Annotated in this window: 17 protein-coding genes; 12 read left to right on the top strand and 5 right to left on the bottom strand. The window is 56.5% G+C overall.

What is annotated here, in order from left to right; genetic code table 11:
• The first annotated feature begins 48 nt into the window (after positions 1 to 48).
• Positions 49 to 666: a YitT family protein gene (locus ACT3RU_RS06095; protein ID WP_192527215.1), complete on the top strand. Its 618-nt coding sequence runs from the start codon at positions 49 to 51 to the stop codon at positions 664 to 666.
• Between the two features lie 71 nt (positions 667 to 737).
• Here ACT3RU_RS06095 and ACT3RU_RS06090 read toward each other — a convergent pair whose 3' ends face one another.
• Both ACT3RU_RS06090 and ACT3RU_RS06085 read right to left on the bottom strand, forming a co-directional pair.
• Positions 738 to 3248, bottom strand: coding sequence for a heavy metal translocating P-type ATPase (locus ACT3RU_RS06090; RefSeq protein WP_192527214.1), 2511 nt, complete (start codon positions 3246 to 3248; stop codon positions 738 to 740).
• Positions 3245 to 3673, bottom strand: a complete 429-nt coding sequence (locus ACT3RU_RS06085) for a MerR family transcriptional regulator (protein WP_192527213.1) — start codon at positions 3671 to 3673, stop codon at positions 3245 to 3247. The genes ACT3RU_RS06090 and ACT3RU_RS06085 overlap by 4 nt, the downstream gene beginning before the upstream one ends.
• Positions 3674 to 3977: 304 nt before the next feature.
• Here ACT3RU_RS06085 and ACT3RU_RS06080 point away from each other — a divergent pair, with 304 nt between their 5' ends.
• Positions 3978 to 5321 (top strand): OmpP1/FadL family transporter, encoded by a 1344-nt coding sequence (locus ACT3RU_RS06080; RefSeq protein WP_192527212.1) that lies wholly within the window; start codon positions 3978 to 3980, stop codon positions 5319 to 5321.
• Positions 5322 to 5405: 84 nt separating this feature from the next.
• Here the strand turns inward: ACT3RU_RS06080 and ACT3RU_RS06075 are convergent, their stop codons facing one another.
• The gene (locus tag ACT3RU_RS06075; RefSeq protein WP_192527211.1) at positions 5406 to 5576 is read right to left on the bottom strand and encodes a hypothetical protein; all 171 of its coding nucleotides are present in this window, start codon (positions 5574 to 5576) and stop codon (positions 5406 to 5408) included.
• Between ACT3RU_RS06075 and prfB the strand changes: the two genes are divergently transcribed.
• From prfB to rimI, 7 genes are all read left to right on the top strand, one after another.
• A protein-coding gene (gene prfB, locus ACT3RU_RS06070) for a peptide chain release factor 2 (RefSeq protein ID WP_172118525.1) occupies positions 5575 to 6673 on the top strand; the annotation gives its coding sequence in 2 pieces (ribosomal slippage) (positions 5575 to 5649 and positions 5651 to 6673; 1098 coding nt in all). The two genes, ACT3RU_RS06075 and prfB, sit on opposite strands and share 2 nt — an antisense overlap.
• A 34-nt stretch (positions 6674 to 6707) precedes the next feature.
• Positions 6708 to 8219: a lysine--tRNA ligase gene (gene lysS, locus ACT3RU_RS06065; RefSeq protein ID WP_192527210.1), complete on the top strand. Its 1512-nt coding sequence runs from the start codon at positions 6708 to 6710 to the stop codon at positions 8217 to 8219.
• Positions 8220 to 8309: 90 nt separating this feature from the next.
• On the top strand, positions 8310 to 8696 hold the full coding sequence (locus ACT3RU_RS06060; RefSeq protein ID WP_087110069.1) for a hypothetical protein: 387 nt from the start codon (positions 8310 to 8312) through the stop codon (positions 8694 to 8696).
• Between the two features lie 144 nt (positions 8697 to 8840).
• On the top strand, positions 8841 to 10241 hold the full coding sequence (locus ACT3RU_RS06055; protein ID WP_192527209.1) for an MFS transporter: 1401 nt from the start codon (positions 8841 to 8843) through the stop codon (positions 10239 to 10241).
• A 43-nt stretch (positions 10242 to 10284) separates the two neighbouring features.
• Positions 10285 to 10593: a BolA family protein gene (locus tag ACT3RU_RS06050; RefSeq protein WP_087110065.1), complete on the top strand. Its 309-nt coding sequence runs from the start codon at positions 10285 to 10287 to the stop codon at positions 10591 to 10593.
• The gene (locus ACT3RU_RS06045) at positions 10590 to 11429 is read left to right on the top strand and encodes a hypothetical protein (RefSeq protein ID WP_192527208.1); all 840 of its coding nucleotides are present in this window, start codon (positions 10590 to 10592) and stop codon (positions 11427 to 11429) included. The genes ACT3RU_RS06050 and ACT3RU_RS06045 overlap by 4 nt, the downstream gene beginning before the upstream one ends.
• Entirely contained in the window at positions 11419 to 11865 is a 447-nt protein-coding gene (gene rimI / locus ACT3RU_RS06040) for a ribosomal protein S18-alanine N-acetyltransferase (protein ID WP_192527207.1), read from the top strand. Before ACT3RU_RS06045 ends, rimI begins: the two co-directional genes overlap by 11 nt.
• On the opposite strand, the gene zapB is transcribed toward rimI, so the two are convergent.
• Both zapB and rsmD read right to left on the bottom strand, forming a co-directional pair.
• A complete protein-coding gene (gene zapB, locus ACT3RU_RS06035) occupies positions 11858 to 12040 on the bottom strand; it encodes a cell division protein ZapB (protein ID WP_087110059.1) in 183 nt (60 codons plus the stop codon). The two genes, rimI and zapB, sit on opposite strands and share 8 nt — an antisense overlap.
• Before the next feature lie 93 nt (positions 12041 to 12133).
• Positions 12134 to 12742, bottom strand: a complete 609-nt coding sequence (gene rsmD / locus ACT3RU_RS06030; protein ID WP_192527206.1) for a 16S rRNA (guanine(966)-N(2))-methyltransferase RsmD — start codon at positions 12740 to 12742, stop codon at positions 12134 to 12136.
• A gap of 90 nt (positions 12743 to 12832) precedes the next feature.
• Between rsmD and ftsY the strand changes: the two genes are divergently transcribed.
• Genes ftsY through ftsX form a run of 3 tightly spaced genes read left to right on the top strand, consistent with a single transcriptional unit; the run spans position 12833 to position 15947 of the window.
• Positions 12833 to 14239 carry a signal recognition particle-docking protein FtsY gene (gene ftsY / locus ACT3RU_RS06025; protein ID WP_192527205.1) on the top strand — a complete coding sequence of 469 codons (1407 nt, stop codon included), beginning with the start codon at positions 12833 to 12835 and terminating at the stop codon, positions 14237 to 14239.
• Positions 14236 to 14904: a cell division ATP-binding protein FtsE gene (gene ftsE / locus ACT3RU_RS06020; protein ID WP_087110053.1), complete on the top strand. Its 669-nt coding sequence runs from the start codon at positions 14236 to 14238 to the stop codon at positions 14902 to 14904. The genes ftsY and ftsE overlap by 4 nt, the downstream gene beginning before the upstream one ends.
• Positions 14901 to 15947 (top strand): permease-like cell division protein FtsX, encoded by a 1047-nt coding sequence (ftsX, locus tag ACT3RU_RS06015; RefSeq protein ID WP_192527204.1) that lies wholly within the window; start codon positions 14901 to 14903, stop codon positions 15945 to 15947. Before ftsE ends, ftsX begins: the two co-directional genes overlap by 4 nt.
• The last annotated feature ends 45 nt before the right edge of the window (positions 15948 to 15992 follow it).

Below are 15992 nucleotides of genomic sequence, written 5' to 3'. Positions count from 1 at the left end.
CATTAACCCTGTTCATCACCCCAGCACACTTCATAAGGGCGTTTAAAAATGCGCGTGGACGATTTACCCAAGGACCCGCACCGCCTCTATGAGGATGTAATGGCGATGCTGCTGGGCACGTTCTTCGTTGCCTTGGGCGTTACCTTTTATACCCAAGCGGTGCTGCTAACTGGCAGCACTGCGGGCTTGGCGCTGCTGCTTAATTACGTGACGCAGTGGGGGTTTGGGCTGTGGTTTTTTGCCATCAATCTGCCGTTTTACTACTTGGCGATCAAGCGTATGGGGTGGAGCTTTACGCTGCGTACGTTTATAGCCATTGGCCTGGTATCGCTGTTTTCTGAACTAACCCAGGGCTGGGTGCAGTTTGAAAGCGTGCCTTCCCTCTACGCCGCACTCATGGGCGGGGCATTGATGGGCATTGGCATGCTGATGCTGTTTCGCCACCGCACGAGCCTGGGCGGCATCAATATTCTGGCGCTCTACCTGCAGGACCGCCACGGCCTGCGGGCGGGCTATGTGCAGCTAGGCATTGATGGGATGATTTTGCTGGTAGCGCTTACCCAGCTACCGTTAGACCGCGTTGGCTACTCGGTGCTGGGAGCGTTGACGTTGAACTTGATTATCGCCCTTAACCATAAGCCCGGGCGATACATCGGCGTGAGTTAGCGTCTAGCTAAGCCAGAACCACCAGACGACCAGGGCAATGAGCCCCAGGCCTGCCGCGTTAACCAAAAAGCTCATGAGACCTCCTGTTGAGCGGGCTTCCAGAATCGTAGGCGATTGGCGTTACTCACCACGGTGATGGAGGAGAGCGACATGGCGACCCCGGCGATAATCGGTGAAAGCAGCATGCCGGTTACCGGGTAGAGCAAGCCTGCCGCAATCGGGATGCACAGCACGTTATAGCCAAAGGCGCCCACCAGGTTCTGCTTGATGTTGGCAAGCGTGGTGCGGCTGATTTCAATCGCTGAAGCCACGCCGTGAAGTGATCCACGCATGAGGGTGATCCCCGCGCTTTCCATGGCGATATCCGTCCCCTGGCCAATCGCAAAGCCGACGTTAGCGCGCGCCAGCGCCGGGGCATCGTTAATACCGTCGCCCACCATGCCGACGATTTCGCCTGCCTGCTGTAAGCGCTCAATCTCAGCGTGCTTGTCCTCGGGTGTCAGGCCCGCTTTGAACGTTGTAATGCCTACTTCGCGGGCAATCGCCGCGGCGCTATGCTGGTTATCGCCGGTCAGCATGACCACGTTCAGTCCATCCTGCTGCAAGCGCTTAACGGCCGCGACGGCATCGTGACGTAGTGGGTCGCTAATCCCGAAGAGCGCCGCTAGCTGATTATCCACTGCCAGATATACCAGCGTACGCGCCTTGTGTTGTAGCGTGTTAACCGCTTGCTGGGCAGATGAAAGATCAACTCCGGCAGCCTCAAGCAGGCGCGCATTGCCCAACAGCAGCGCTTTTCCATCGTGGGTTTCGGCTTTTACGCCACCACCCGTAACACTTTCAAATCCTTGAATCTCAGTAGGCGCGGCGCCCTGCGCATCCGCGTAAGCGATAAGGGCTGTTGCCAGCGGATGCTCAGAACCGCGCTCCAGGCCATAAACCAAGCCCAGCACAGTGGTTTTATCCATGCCAAACAGCTGTGCATCGGTGACACTGGGTTTGCCTTCGGTGAGCGTGCCGGTTTTATCGACCACCAGCGTGGTCAATTTGCTGGCGGTTTGTAGCGCTTCGCCGCTTCTTACCAGCACGCCCTGTTCGGCGGCCTTGCCCACGCCAATCATGGTGGAAATGGGGGTAGCAAGGCCCAGTGCGCAGGGGCAGGCAATAATCAGCACGGTCGTGGCTGCCACCAGCATATGAATCACGCGTGGCTCAGGGCCGACGTTAAACCAAGCAAGTGCGGCCAGTACGGCAATAATGATGACGGACGGCACGAAGATGCTCGATACTTTATCCGCCAGCTCACCAATTGGCGGGCGCGAATTCTGGGCGCTGGCAACCTGCTCGGTGATTTGCCCAAGCCGGGTATCACGGCCCACACGAGTTGCGCGATACACCAGCCCGCCCTGGCCATTGACCGTGCCTGCACTGACGTCATCCCCGGATTGCTTACTGACAGCCAACGGCTCACCGGTAAGCATAGACTCATCAATATGGCTCTGGCCTTCGGTGACTTCGCCATCAACGGGTAAGCGCTCGCCGGGGCGCACGCGGAGTTGGTCGCCTTCACGAACCTCATCCACGTCTATTTCCTGTTCCTGGCCGTCGCGAATGACGCGCGCCGTGCGGCTTTGCAAATCAAGCAGGCGCTTTAGCGCGTTGCTGGTACGCCCACGGGCGCGAAGCTCCATGGCGTTACCCAGCAGGATAAGCCCAACCACCATCGCCGAGGCTTCAAAGTAGATTCCCTGGGCTATTTCAGGCAACCAGGGTGCAAACAGCACCACCGCCATGGAGTAGAGCCAAGCGGTGCCCGTACCCATCGCTACCAGCGTATCCATATTGGCCTGATGGCGTTTGAGGTTCTTCCACGCATTTACAAAGAAGTGGCGCCCTGGAAACGCGAGCACACCCAGGGTTAAGACACCAATCACCAGCCAATAAATGCGGCCCAGGCCCATAACGTGGGGATGATAGATAAACATGCTCAGCATCAGTGGAATGGCCAATGCCAGCGCGATGGCACTGCCCCGCAGCCGCTGGCGGTACAGAGTGGCGTCCTGCTCGGCGCGAACGCGCTCGGCTTCACGCATGTCCACAATCGGCTCTGCCGTGTAGCCCGCTGAGGCGACCGCGTTGATAAGGGCTTGCGTATCGGCGCTGCCCATCACTTGGGCGGTGTGGGTCGCGAAGTTAACGCTGGCGGCATCCACCCCTTGTGTATTTTTCAGCGCATCCTGAACGCTTTTAACGCAACTGGCGCAGGTCATGCCGCTAATTGCCAAGCGTATGTTGGGTCCAGCCGTGGCCGGTATATCAACTGTTTCTGGGGGGGATTCAAGCGCTACCGGCGAGGCGGGTTCGCTGCTGGCCGGATAGCCGGCTTTCTCCAATGTGGCGTTCAGGCGGCGATCGTCCAAACAGGTGGTCACTTCAAGGCGTTTTTCAGCCGGGGTGCCCACTACCTCAGCCGCTGGGTCTTCTGCCTGAATCGCCTCGCGCATCCGCTTAACGCAGCCCTGGCAGCTCATGCCACCTACCGTACGGAAAACCGTATGACGTGAAGAGGTTGTGTCGTTCATAAGGCCTCCCTGGAAGAGGGGTCGTCGGGAAAGCTTTCAATAAGGCGGCACACGCTATGCCCATCGGGTGTGCCGTCAGGCATATGCTCCCAGCTTCCCAGCGCCTGCTCCATGCGCTGGGCCAGCGCTTCAAGTTCGGCAATCCGTGTACGGATCTGCGGCAGGCGGCTGGCCAGCAGGTCGCGCACCAGCGGGCAGGGTGAGTCTCCCTGGTCGGCATGCAGGAGAATGTCGCGTATCTCCGCTACGCTAAACCCCAGTTTGCGTGCTCGCTGAATAAAGTGCAGCCGCTCAAGGTCGGTGCTTGAGAAAAGCTGATAGCCGTTATCGGGATGGCGGCTCGGGAGAAGTAAGCCTTCGCGGGTGTAGTGGCGCACTGTCTCTGCCGTTACACCGCCCTGTTTGGCAAGCTCGCCGACTTTCATCGCGCACTCCTTACGTTTTTGTCCGCTGTTAGTAAACGGTGGGAATACACGTAGTGTAAAACCTATGGGTAACACGCAGGTCAAGAAGGGCTGTTCTATAATTCGCTAAAAAGGGCTTAAAACGAACAAAACAATGATTTAAAACGGTCGTACGACTAATGTATGAGCGAAAAACAAAATAAAACGCTCGTTTGCCCTTGAACCAAAGGCCACATTGGGCGAAAACTGAAGTGTATGCCTACGCTATAAAAACAGTACCAGCGGATGTCGCCATCCACAGGATCATCGGGACAAGAGGCCAACCATGTATAATAAATTTAATAAGCTCACTCTAGCAGCTGCGGTTTCGGCAGCTGTCTTCGCAAGCCAGGCACACGCTGGCGGTTATCAAATTAACGAGCAAAGCGTTAGTGGCCAAGGCTACAGCCATGCAGGGCGCAGCTCTAACGTACACGATGCCACCATTGTGTACGGTAACCCGGCAGGTATGTCGTTTCTGGACCGTGCGCAGTTCACGGTGGGGGGCACTTACCTTAATGCGAATACAGATATTAGTAACGTTAGTGCCTCTCAAAGCGTTGCTGGGGCAGGTGGCTCGACGGAGATATCAGGATCCAATGACGGTGATATGGTACCCGGTACGCTAGTGCCTTTTGCCTTTTACGCCCAGCCAGTCAATGACCAGTTAGCCTTTGGTTTTGGTTTATATGCACCTTTTGGCTCAAAAACTGAGTACGAAGATGGTTTCCAAGGGCGTAATCAGGGTAACTATACCGAAGTCAAAGTGATGACGGCTCAACCCACGGTCTCCTATCGTTTTAACGAGCAGTGGGGTGTGGGCTTGGGCATTACCTATAACCGCGTTGATGGCGAACTGCACCGTCAGGTGCCCACCGTTGTTGGACAGGCGCCCAGCGGAGAGTTGATAACCACTGAGTTGGATTCACGCGTTGAGGGCGACGACGACGCATGGGGATATAACCTGGGGGTGATTTATCAGCCAGTGCCCGAAACCACGTTTGGGTTAACGTATCGTTCAAAAGTGGACTTCAATTTGGAGGGTAGTTTCTCCGCAAGTTCACCTGAACTTGATCAGATAGGCCTAGGGACCATAACGGATACTGCTGCGTTGGATTTGACCACGCCTGAAACGGTCAATTTTTCAGTAACCCAGCAAATGAGTGACAATCTCAAACTCATGTTTGGCGCTTCCTGGGCGCGCTGGAGCCGCTTTGATCAAATCCTGGTTAATGGCGCTGAACGTGGAAAGCTTACTGACGAGCAGCAAAATTATTCCAATGCATGGGCATTCGCCACTGGCGGTGAGTATCAGTTAACGCCTGAGCTGGCGTTGCGAGCAGGATTGGCGCTGGACTTTACGCCCACGCAGGATGCGACACGCAGCGTACGTATTCCTTCCGATGATCGACGCATTTTCTCACTTGGCGCTGGTTGGAGTCCCACGCCTGATTTAACGCTTGATTTTGCCTACTCCTACCTGACCGAGCGTTCAACCCAAGTGGACCAAACAAAGACGGATAGCTTCACTGTGGCAGGCAGGAAGACGCCGCCCATTACATCCACTTACTCCGCCGACTATAAAAACGAAGCCCACGGCTTTGGTGCTCAGTTGACCTATCGTTTTTAAGCCCATGCTTCAGGTATCTTAATGAAATACGTTTCGCACGTGTTAAATCGGTCGCTCTACTCCTGAACCCGGCACTCGCCGGGTTCAGGCATTCGTCGTCATGGCGAGTGGATGCGAGAAACGCCAGGTTTCGTTACAATGGGTTTTCAGAATTTCGCCGCTGTGGTGCTGGCTTGGAATCATCAAGCCAAGACGCCACAGCGGCGCGTCTTTCTTTTGAACCATGTCATATTGACCAAGGCCAGGGCGATCCATGTTGGAAACCAACCCGATACATAACCAGATCAAGGACCTGTCTGAGCGGACAGACGTTCTTAGGGGGTATCTTTGACTATGCCGAGCGTAAAGATCGGCTAGAAGAAGTCTCTCGCGAGCTCGAAGACCCGAATGTCTGGAACGACCCGGACTACGCACAAAAACTGGGTAAAGAGCGCTCTTCCCTGGAAGCCATTGTGGCAACCATCGACGAACTGGACCAAGGCCTTGGCGACAGCCGCGACCTTCTGGAACTCGCCGAGATGGAAGAGGATGAGGACACGGTTGAAGAAGTGCGCCAAGAGCTTGATGGCCTTCAGGTCGCGCTTGAAAAGCTCGAATTTCGTCGCATGTTCTCCGGCGAAATGGATGAAAATAACGCCTACCTGGATATTCAATCCGGCTCGGGCGGTACGGAAGCGCAGGACTGGGCCAATATTCTGCTGCGCATGTATCTGCGCTGGGCAGAAAGCCACGGGTTCAAGGCTGAAATAACCGAAATTTCCGCAGGCGAAGTCGCAGGTATCAAGTCGGCCTCGCTGCATGTTCAGGGCGACTATGCGTTCGGTTGGCTGCGTACTGAAACCGGTGTTCACCGGCTGGTGCGTAAAAGCCCGTTCGACTCCGGCGGCCGTCGTCATACGTCGTTTGCGTCGGTATTCATGTCCCCGGAAGTTGATGACAGTTTCGAGGTTGATATTAACCCTTCGGACCTGCGCGTTGATACGTATCGCTCCAGCGGTGCGGGCGGTCAGCACGTTAACACCACCGACTCAGCGGTGCGGATTACCCACGAACCTACCGGTATTGTGGTGGCTTGCCAGAACCAGCGTAGCCAGCATGCCAACCGTGACTTCGCCATGAAGCAGTTAAAGGCGAGGCTCTGGGAGCATGAAATGCAAAAGCGTAATGCCGCCAAGCAGGAAGCGGAAGACTCCAAGGCCGATATCGGCTGGGGCAGCCAGATTCGCTCTTACGTGCTTGATGACCAGCGTATCAAGGATTTGCGCACCGGCGTGCAGTCCAGCAACTGTGACAAGGTGCTCGACGGCGACCTGGACCAGTTTATCGTCGCCAGTCTCAAGCAGGGTTTGTAATCTTTTTAGCGTTCGAACATGAATAGGGTGCCCCATGGCTAACCAAGACGCGTCTTCTCCTGAAAACGAAAATCATCTTATTGCCGAACGCCGCGCCAAGCTCACCGCGCGTCGTGAACTGGCCGCAGAGCAAGGGAAGAGTGCGTTCCCGAATGACTTTCGCCGCGATAGCCTGACCGTTGAGCTGCAGGAACTGCTGGGCGAGAAGGAAAAAGCCGAGCTGGAAACGCTTGATCATCACGCATCCGTGGCGGGGCGTATCATGCGCCAGCGCGGCCCGTTTATCGTGATTCAGGACGTGGCGGGGCAGATCCAGCTTTACGTGGATAAAAAAGGCCTGCCGGCGGATGTGCTTGAAGACATCAAGGGCTGGGATATTGGTGATATCGTGGCGGCGCGCGGCCCGGTGCATAAATCCGGCAAGGGCGACCTGTACGTGATGATGGTCGATGCCCAGCTTCTGACCAAGAGCCTGCGTCCGCTGCCGGATAAATTCCACGGCCTGACGGATCAGGAAGCGCGCTATCGCCAGCGCTATGTGGATCTGATCATGAACCCGCAGTCGCGCAAAGCGTTTGAAACGCGGGCGGCGGTGATCAGCTCCATGCGCCGTTTCTTTGAAACGCGTGGCTTTATGGAAGTGGAAACGCCGATGCTCCAGGCAATTCCTGGCGGTGCGACGGCGCGCCCGTTTGTGACTCACCACAACGCGCTGGATATGGATATGTATCTGCGCATCGCGCCTGAGCTTTATCTTAAGCGTTTGGTGGTGGGTGGTTTCGAGAAAGTCTTCGAAATCAACCGCAACTTCCGTAATGAAGGTCTTTCGACGCGGCACAATCCTGAATTCACCATGGTCGAGTTCTACTGGGCGTATGCCGACTACAACGACCTGATGGATATGACCGAAGCGATGCTGCGCACTGCAGCCGAAGAAGTGCTGGGCACCACCACGCTTGAGTACCAGGGTGCAAGCTACGACTTCGGCCAGCCGTTCAAGCGTCTGACGCTCAAGCAGTCGATTCTGGATCACGGTGACGGCATTACCGATGCAGACCTGGATAGCCTTGAAGCGGCGCGCATAACGGCTCAGGAACTGGGTATCAAGGTCAAAGACAGCTGGGGCCTGGGGAAAGTCCAAACGGAAATTTTCGAAGAAGTGGCCGAGCACAAGCTCGACCAGCCGACGTTTATTACCGAATACCCGGCTGAAGTCAGCCCGCTGGCGCGCCGCAACGATGCTAACCCGTTTGTCACCGACCGCTTCGAGTTCTTTGTGGGTGGGCGTGAAATTGCCAACGGCTTCTCGGAGCTGAATGACGCCGAGGACCAGGCCGAGCGCTTCCGCGCACAGGCCGCCGAGAAAGATGCAGGCGACCTGGAAGCCATGTACTACGATGCTGACTACGTGCGTGCACTGGAGTACGGCATGCCGCCTACCGCCGGTGAGGGCATCGGGATTGACCGTTTGGTCATGCTGTTTACCGACAGCGCGTCCATACGTGATGTATTGCTGTTCCCGGCAATGCGCCCTGAGGCTGAGTAGCACGCTGGATTGAATGAGGTAGACTAAAAGTTGGTAAGGGCGCGATTTAGCGCCCATAATGGTCAACGTTTCGACGGCGAGGAGAATCCCATGAAACTGCTAAACCGCTCCGCTCTGAGCGTCAGGCCGACCCAGCCCTTTGTGGACTGGATCAATGCGCTGGAACCCACCATGGGAGACGACGACCTGACACTGGACGACGTCGAACGTGAAAGTACCATTTACCTGATTCCTGAAATGGATACCCCGGAAGCGCTCGAAACCTTCGTGCACGACCGCTATGTAGAAATCCTCGAAACCGAGTTGCGCGCTTGGGAAGAGGATGAACGCCAATGGCCAGAGCCGCTTGATTGGGCGCTGTTCAAGACATTTCTTAGCGTTGAGCACAGCTATCTCGCCATCGATTTGGATGATGAGACAGCGCTTGAGATTTCAGACGTTGATGATGCGTTGTTGCTCGACAGCGACCAGGATTAACGTTCGGCACTAGTTAGGCGCTATCTCATCATGACGTAACTCATGACGCACATCTTGTTCTCAAGCAGTTGCGCTCATGCACGTTAAAACCGGCTTAGGCCGGTTTTAACGTGTTAGCCGTTTCGCTTTAGGAATACCCCACCGATGCGACTGTTTCAAACCCGTCCTGGAGACGACGGCCTGCCCGGGCCGGAACGTGCCTTGGCGGTATTGGCCCTGATTACCGGCACGCTAATGGCGGTGATGGACACCACCATGATTAATTTGGCGCTGCCGACCATTGCAGCAGACTTAAACGCCTCTGCCGCACGCTCGGTGTGGATCACCAACATGTTTCAGGTGGTATGTGCCGCCTTCTTGCTGGTGTTTGCCGGGATCAGCGAACTGGTAACGCGACGGCGTATTTATCTGTTTGGGCTAGGCACGTTTATGGTGGGCGCATTGGGGGCGGCACTGTCACGTAATTTAGAAATGCTGCTGGTGTTTCGTGCCTTGCAGGGGCTAGGCGCTGCCGCCACGCTCTCTATTGGCCCTTCGCTTTACCGGGCGATATTTCCCTCACGCCTATTGGGTAGTGCGTTAGGGTTAAGTGCGCTCGTTGTCGCGGGTGGTTATGCCGCAGGGCCAACGCTGAGCGGCGTTATTTTATCCTTTGCGGACTGGCCGTGGCTGTTTGCACTTAATCTGCCCCTTGGGCTGTGCTCTTTATGGTTTGCCAAGCGCGCACTGCCTCGGGATAAACCCCGCCAGGGAAGTTTTGATTTTCTGGGGGCGCTGTTGTCCATGCTGATGCTGGCGAGTTTCTTCCTGGCCATGGACGCGGTGGGGCACGCGGCATCGTTTGGCCTGGTGGGTGCCTGGGTACTGCTTACCGTAGCAAGTGCAGTGGGGTTTATCATGCGCCAACGTCGAGCACTGTATCCGTTGCTGCCGCTGAGTATTTTTGCTGAAAAGCGCTTCACGCTTGCGGTATCCGCCTCCGGCCTTGCGTTTATTGGTCAGGGTCTGACCTTTGTGGCGCTGTCGTTCTATTATCAGGAGCAAATGGGGCTTTCGCCCCTGGAGACCGCTTGGTTGTTTACCCCATGGCCGCTTGGGATCATGCTGGTAGGGCCGTTGGCGGGTCGCCTGGCGGACCGTATCAATCCCAGTGTGCTTTCAAGCACCGGCCTGGGGCTGATCGTTACCGGCCTGGTCGCGCTGGCGCTGGTGGATGAAACCATGGGTGTCATGGAAAGCCTATGGCGTACGGCACTATGCGGTATCGGTTTTGGCCTGTTCCAGCCGCCCAATAACCGCGAAATGATGGGGAGCCTTCCGCCGGAGCGCAGTGCCAGTGTGTCGGGCGTGATGAGCACGATTCGCACGGTAGGTCAGTCGTTTGGGGTGGCGATAGTAGGGGCAGCACTAGCGCTTGGGTTTGAGGTTCAGATAACTCTCTGGTTGGGAGCGGTTACATCGTTTCTGGCGCTTCTGGCAAGCCTTTCAAGAGTGTCGCTTGCCCGGCGTGCGCTGGTTGAACGCCGGGCATCGTCTGGTGGCTAGTAAGCGCGTACAATAAAAATGTTGAATATTGAGGAGAGCAGTAATGACGGTGCAAGCACAGATCGAACAGAAGTTAGCGGCGCTAGCGCCGGAAGTCGTGCGCGTGGAGAACGAAAGCCACATGCATAACGTGCCCGCCAACTCCGAAACCCACTTCAAGGTAACGCTGGTTAGCGACATTTTCGATGGCCTGATGCCGGTGAAGCGTCACCAGAAGATTTATGCACTGCTGGCCGGTGAACTTTCTGGCCCGGTGCATGCGCTAGCGTTGCACCTTTATACGCCGGTTGAATGGCAGGCGAGGGGCGGCGAGCGTCCTGATTCACCCAACTGTCGTGGCGGCGGCCAGTGACGCCAGAGGTTACCCGGCGCCACTACCTGGATGCCATGGGCATTACCGCCTGGGCATCACGCTATCAACTGCCCAATGCGCTGCCGACCGAAGCCTGCGAGTGGGATGAAACGCCGCCAGAAAAAACGCCCCCGCGTGAGCGTCTCCAGGCGTTGCTTGATGACGCGCCAACCCCGCGTAGCGAGCCCAAAGCACCGAGCGTTAACTCGCCTGCGTCAGCGCCCTCTTCAGTGCGTGCTTTACTCGGCCAAGCGCCAGCGGATAAGGCGCCTACTGAACCATTGCCCGTTGAATCCGTACCCGTTGAATCCGTACCTGGCTCGATGCCCGCGGCACCGGCTAAACCGTTGCAGTTTTCGCTTTCCTGCGTGTGTATAGGGCAGCGATGGTTGAGCTTGCACCCTGGTGAGATAACGCCCCAGGCGCAGCGTTTGCTTGCCAATATCTGGCAGGCCGTCGGAATCGCGCCGGATGCGTTGTCCAGCGTCACGCTGTTTAAGTGGCCGTTAATGGCCAATACCTTTGCAGAAGACCCTCTTGAAGAAGCCAGAGAAGGGCTCTCTGCGTTTATGTCAGGCTGCGCTAGTCGGCAGGGCTGGGCGCTTGAGCGCGTACTCTGGTGGGGGGAGCAACCCGAAGACGATGGCGCTGCTGATATCATGAGCGTCTTGAATATTCAGCAAGCGCGTAGCGATACACTGGAACTGCCGGTATGGCAGGGCGTAGCACTTGAACATCTTGCTAAAAATGGCGCTGCCAAGCGTAACCTTTGGCCCCAGCTGTCCGCATTAGGCCAACAGTGGAAAACGTTCAAAGCCCCCGAAAATGATCGCTGAGCTTCAGGCAAGTGACGGCCTACGGTTAGCAACTCTTGAGGCTCAGGCCCAAAGTGGAGTGAGTGAGCGCCAACTTAATGCGGCATTAGCCGATACAGATGCCTGCGTAGTGGGTTATTTTCAAGAAAATGCCCTGGTAGGCTATGCGCTAGTAGCGCGCTTACCCTTTGATGCTGAGCTTCAAGCCATTGGTGTAGACCCTGCTCACCGCCATTTGGGGCTGGGGCATGCGTTAATGCAGGCAGTGATGTTAAAAGCGGCTGAGTGGAAAAGTGAGCGTTTACTACTGGAGGTGCGGGCGAGCAATAAGGCCGCGATTAGCCTTTATCAGCGTTTTGATTTCAAGGTGGATGGGCAGCGTAAAGGCTACTACCCGGCAGTACAGGGTGCCGCCGGGCGTGAAGACGCACTGCTAATGTCGCGTACGTTTAGCTAGCGATCCCTTCAAACTTGCTGAGTAAGCTGTTCAAGCGGCGTTCCCACTCTTCGCGCTCTTGCTTGAGTTTGGTGTTTTCGTCGCGCAGCTCTTCATTTTCCAGCTTCATCATTTCCAACGCTTCCACCGTATCGGTGACTTTTTGCTCAAGCTGATTGAACAGTTCCAGGCTCATGTAAACCTCCAGGTTATAAAAACAAACAACAGGCGTGCCAACAGGTTGAATCAGGCGAGCGTAACGCTCGTAGGCGTCATCGGCAAGCGCTGTTTACGGGGTCTGGCGTTGATAAAGTCGGGCAGTACTTTCACCCGCTTGGGTTTCGCGGTGCAACTGCCAGTTAGTGGGAGGCATTGGGTCTAGTGAGCGTTCGGTTTCCAGGTAAATCATGGCGTCGGGCGCGAGCCAGCCAAGGGTCTCCAGTGCGTTGCAGCAGCTCGTAGCAAGCCCCTGGTGAAAGGGTGGGTCAAGAAATACCAGGTGATAAGGGCGAGGCGGCTGGCTCAAGAACGTGTTTGCATCGCACGCAGTGACTTGGCCTCGGGTTGCGCCAAGCGTGGCCAGGTTTTGGGTAATATAGGCGGCTATGCTGTTGTCACGCTCGATAAAGTCAACGTGAGCGGCACCGCGCGAAAGCGCTTCAATACCCAGTGCGCCGGTGCCCGCGAACAGGTCCAGCACATGTTGGCCATAGAGCTGCTGCCCCAGCCAGTTAAACAGCGTTTCACGTACTCTGTCTGGCGTTGGCCGTAAGCCGGGCCGGTCAAGCACAGGTAGCTGGCGGCGGCGAAAGTCACCACCGATAATACGAAGCTTGCCAGGCTGCCGGGTGGGCGTGCCTTTGGAAGCGGATGGGCGAGAGGAGCGTTGTCGTGTCATATCGGGGATTGTAGCGGGCTACTTATCCAAAGTCTTGGTTGGCGGTGGTAGGATGGTCACAATGTTCACCTTTTAAGTCGGATGACTCCCATGTTTGGTTTTTTCAAACGTAAGAAAAAGCACGACTCCCAACAGGAGCCGCAAGAGCAACGCCCGCAGGAGCTCAATGATGATGCGCAGCTCGACGAGCCGCCGCAGGAACCGCTAGCCGACGTTGAAAATGTCGCGCCGGTGACAGAGCCTGAACCTGAAGTTGAGCCAGCCCCTGCGCCTCCTGAAATTAAGCCAGAACCGCCTGAGCCTGAAGTTGAGGTTGAGCCCGCACCTGCTCCATCTGAGGTTAAGCCGGAACCGCCTGAGCCTGAAGTTGAGCCAGCGCCTGTGCCTCCCGAGGTTAAGCCGGAACCGCCTGAACCCGAAATTAAGCCAGCGCGTGAGCCCGACACTAGCCCGGTTCCTGAGCCTGAAGTTGACCCGGAACCGGCTGAGCCTGACGTTCAGCCTGAGATCCAGCCCGAGCAGAAGCCTGCACTTCAAGAAAAGCCTGGCGAGAAGAAGGGCTGGTTTGCGCGAATTAAATCAGGGCTGGGCAAAACGCGCGCTAACTTAACCGACGGCATCGCCGATCTGTTTTTGGGAAAAAAGCAGATTGATGATGAGCTTTTAGAGGATCTGGAAACCCAGCTGCTGATGGCGGATGTGGGGATTGAAGCGACCAGCGAGATTATTGGACGCCTAGAAGCACGCGTCTCGCGTAAAGAGTTGAATAACCCTGAGGCGCTTTATCGTGCGCTTCAGGAAGAGCTGGCTGCCATGCTTGGGCAGGTGGCAACGCCGCTTGATTTGAGTAAGCAAACGGACGGCCCCTTTGTGATTTTGGTAGTAGGAGTGAACGGCGTCGGTAAAACCACGACGATCGGCAAGCTGACCCAGCGTTTTCAGCGCGAGGGAAAAAGCGTCATGCTGGCCGCAGGGGATACCTTCCGGGCGGCGGCGGTTGAGCAGCTTAAGGTGTGGGGAGAGCGCAATAGCGTACCGGTCATCGCTCAACATACTGGCGCCGATAGCGCTTCGGTCATTTATGATGCTGTCGCCGCCGCCAAAGCGCGCGGCGTGGATATCCTTATTGCCGATACGGCAGGTCGCTTGCACAACAAAAGCCATCTGATGGAAGAGTTAAAGAAAGTCCATCGTGTGATGCAAAAGCTCGATACCACAGCGCCGCATGAAGTGATGCTGGTGCTGGATGCAGGTACGGGGCAAAACGCGATTGCGCAGGCGAGCACATTCCACGAAGCTGTGCCCATCACGGGGATTACGCTAACCAAGCTGGACGGTACGGCCAAAGGGGGAATTATTTTTGCCTTGGCCAAACAGCTTGAGACGCCCATTCGTTTTATCGGCGTAGGCGAAGGGCTGGACGATTTACGCCCCTTCGAGGCAGACGACTTCGTTAGCGCACTGTTTGACCGCCAAGAGGACGATGCCAGCGCATGATCGCTTTTGAGCATGTCGGCAAGCGCTATGGAGGGCGCTTTGAAGCCCTGGCGCATCTGGACTTTCGTGTGGCCCGCGGTGAAATGGTGTTTTTGACCGGTCACTCGGGCGCGGGTAAAAGCTCTTTGCTGCGCCTGATTATGCGACTTGAAAAGCCTAGCCGTGGGCGTGTGATCGTGGCGGGGCACGATATTGCCCAGCTTCATGCAAGCCAAGTGCCTTTTTATCGGCGCCAGATTGGGGTGGTGTTTCAGGATCACCAACTGCTGTTTGATAGAAGCGTGTTTCATAACGTCTCGTTGCCGCTGGATATTCAAGGCATTGAGCCGCGGGAGTCGGCGCGCCGTGTGCGCGCCGCGCTCGATAAAGTGGGGCTTTTACACCGTGAGAAGGCCCTGCCCGTTGAGCTTTCCGGTGGAGAGCAGCAGCGTGTCGGCATTGCCCGAGCGGTGGTTAATAAGCCCGCGCTTCTCCTTGCCGACGAGCCAACCGGTAACCTGGATCCCCAGCTTTCCGCCGATATCATGGCGCTTTTTGAAGACTTCAATCGCATCGGCACCACGGTAATGATCGCAAGTCACGACCTCGCGTTGATTGCTCGCTTGCGCCACCGTATTTTGCGCTTGCGTGATGGGCGCTTAGTGGCTGATGAGGGCGCAGTATGAAACCATCGGCAACACCGCGTCGCGCAAAAGGCGCTGCACCGAAAGCGGGGCGCAAAGTATCTACCCAGCGTCAGGAAGCTCCACCTCCCAAGCGGCGCGGAGCCAATTCGCAGCAAACGCGTTTTTCAAGCCGTTTACGTGCCTGGGGGCGCCACCATCGGGCGATGAGTTGGGACAGCTTTTATCGGCTGTTGCGCCACCCCGTCGGCAGTCTGCTGACAATGCTTGCGATTGCCATTGCCCTTGTGCTTCCGGCTGCGCTATGGCTGACGCTGGATAGTGCTCGATTGCTGGATGCCGAGCTGGATGAGAGCGCGACCCTCACGGTGTATTTAGAAACAACCGTTGACCCGGCTCAAGCGGCGCGAATTGATGAAGCGGTAAGCGCTGAGCAGGCGGTGCTAGAGACGCGCTTGATCAGTGCCGAGCAGGGCATGGTCGAGTTTCAGGAGTCGCTGGGGCTGGACGATGCGCTGGCGGGACTTGATGCTAATCCGCTTCCCGCTAGTATTGTGGTGCGTCCACAAAGTGTGGAGCTGGCATCAATGGAGCAACTGTCTGTTACGTTAGCATCTCTGACAGGCGTTGATGAGGTTCGGGTGGATTTGGCCTGGGTGGAGCGCTTACGCCATTTGGCTGCGCTTGGCCGACGCGTTGCGTTAGCGCTAGGTCTGCTGTTTGGATTAGGGGTGCTCTTGGTGGTCGGTAATACGATTCGTTTGGCCGTTGAAAGCCGACGCCGCGAAATCGAGGTGGTCATGCTGATTGGTGCCACGCACGCTTTTGTACGTCGCCCGTTTTTATACAGCGGGGCGTGGTATGGTCTTGGGGGCGGTATATTGTCGCTGGGTTTGCTGGGCTTGGGAAATCACTGGCTGTCGCTGCCGGTCGCCGCATTAGCGGCTAGCTATGGTGCAAGCTTCTCATTGCCGCAGCTGGATATCACAGGCTCTACAATTTTGCTATCCTGCAGTACACTATTAGGTTGGTTGGGCGCTTGGCTGGCAGTGACCCGTCATCTTTCCAGTATCCGCCCCCGCTAAGCGTGCATGGCGCTGTCTGCGAACGGTAATAATGTTTTATTACTC

Source organism: Halomonas sp. TP35, assembly GCF_052375975.1.
In the GTDB taxonomy this organism is placed as follows: Bacteria; Pseudomonadota; Gammaproteobacteria; order Pseudomonadales; family Halomonadaceae; genus Vreelandella; species Vreelandella citrativorans.
This window is presented reverse-complemented; position numbering and strand designations above follow the sequence as displayed.

Excerpts from the sequence above, each read along its gene's own strand:
- ACT3RU_RS06095 (WP_192527215.1), top strand. The coding sequence starts at position 49 with ATGCGCGTGGACGATTTACCCAAGGACCCGCACCGCCTCTATGAGGAT.
- ACT3RU_RS06090 (WP_192527214.1), bottom strand. The coding sequence starts at position 3,248 with ATGAACGACACAACCTCTTCACGTCATACGGTTTTCCGTACGGTAGGT.
- ACT3RU_RS06085 (WP_192527213.1), bottom strand. The coding sequence starts at position 3,673 with ATGAAAGTCGGCGAGCTTGCCAAACAGGGCGGTGTAACGGCAGAGACA.
- ACT3RU_RS06080 (WP_192527212.1), top strand. The coding sequence starts at position 3,978 with ATGTATAATAAATTTAATAAGCTCACTCTAGCAGCTGCGGTTTCGGCA.
- ACT3RU_RS06075 (WP_192527211.1), bottom strand. The coding sequence starts at position 5,576 with ATGGATCGCCCTGGCCTTGGTCAATATGACATGGTTCAAAAGAAAGAC.
- lysS (WP_192527210.1), top strand. The coding sequence starts at position 6,708 with ATGGCTAACCAAGACGCGTCTTCTCCTGAAAACGAAAATCATCTTATT.
- ACT3RU_RS06060 (WP_087110069.1), top strand. The coding sequence starts at position 8,310 with ATGAAACTGCTAAACCGCTCCGCTCTGAGCGTCAGGCCGACCCAGCCC.
- ACT3RU_RS06055 (WP_192527209.1), top strand. The coding sequence starts at position 8,841 with ATGCGACTGTTTCAAACCCGTCCTGGAGACGACGGCCTGCCCGGGCCG.
- ACT3RU_RS06050 (WP_087110065.1), top strand. The coding sequence starts at position 10,285 with ATGACGGTGCAAGCACAGATCGAACAGAAGTTAGCGGCGCTAGCGCCG.
- rimI (WP_192527207.1), top strand. The coding sequence starts at position 11,419 with ATGATCGCTGAGCTTCAGGCAAGTGACGGCCTACGGTTAGCAACTCTT.
- zapB (WP_087110059.1), bottom strand. The coding sequence starts at position 12,040 with ATGAGCCTGGAACTGTTCAATCAGCTTGAGCAAAAAGTCACCGATACG.
- rsmD (WP_192527206.1), bottom strand. The coding sequence starts at position 12,742 with ATGACACGACAACGCTCCTCTCGCCCATCCGCTTCCAAAGGCACGCCC.
- ftsY (WP_192527205.1), top strand. The coding sequence starts at position 12,833 with ATGTTTGGTTTTTTCAAACGTAAGAAAAAGCACGACTCCCAACAGGAG.
- ftsE (WP_087110053.1), top strand. The coding sequence starts at position 14,236 with ATGATCGCTTTTGAGCATGTCGGCAAGCGCTATGGAGGGCGCTTTGAA.
- ftsX (WP_192527204.1), top strand. The coding sequence starts at position 14,901 with ATGAAACCATCGGCAACACCGCGTCGCGCAAAAGGCGCTGCACCGAAA.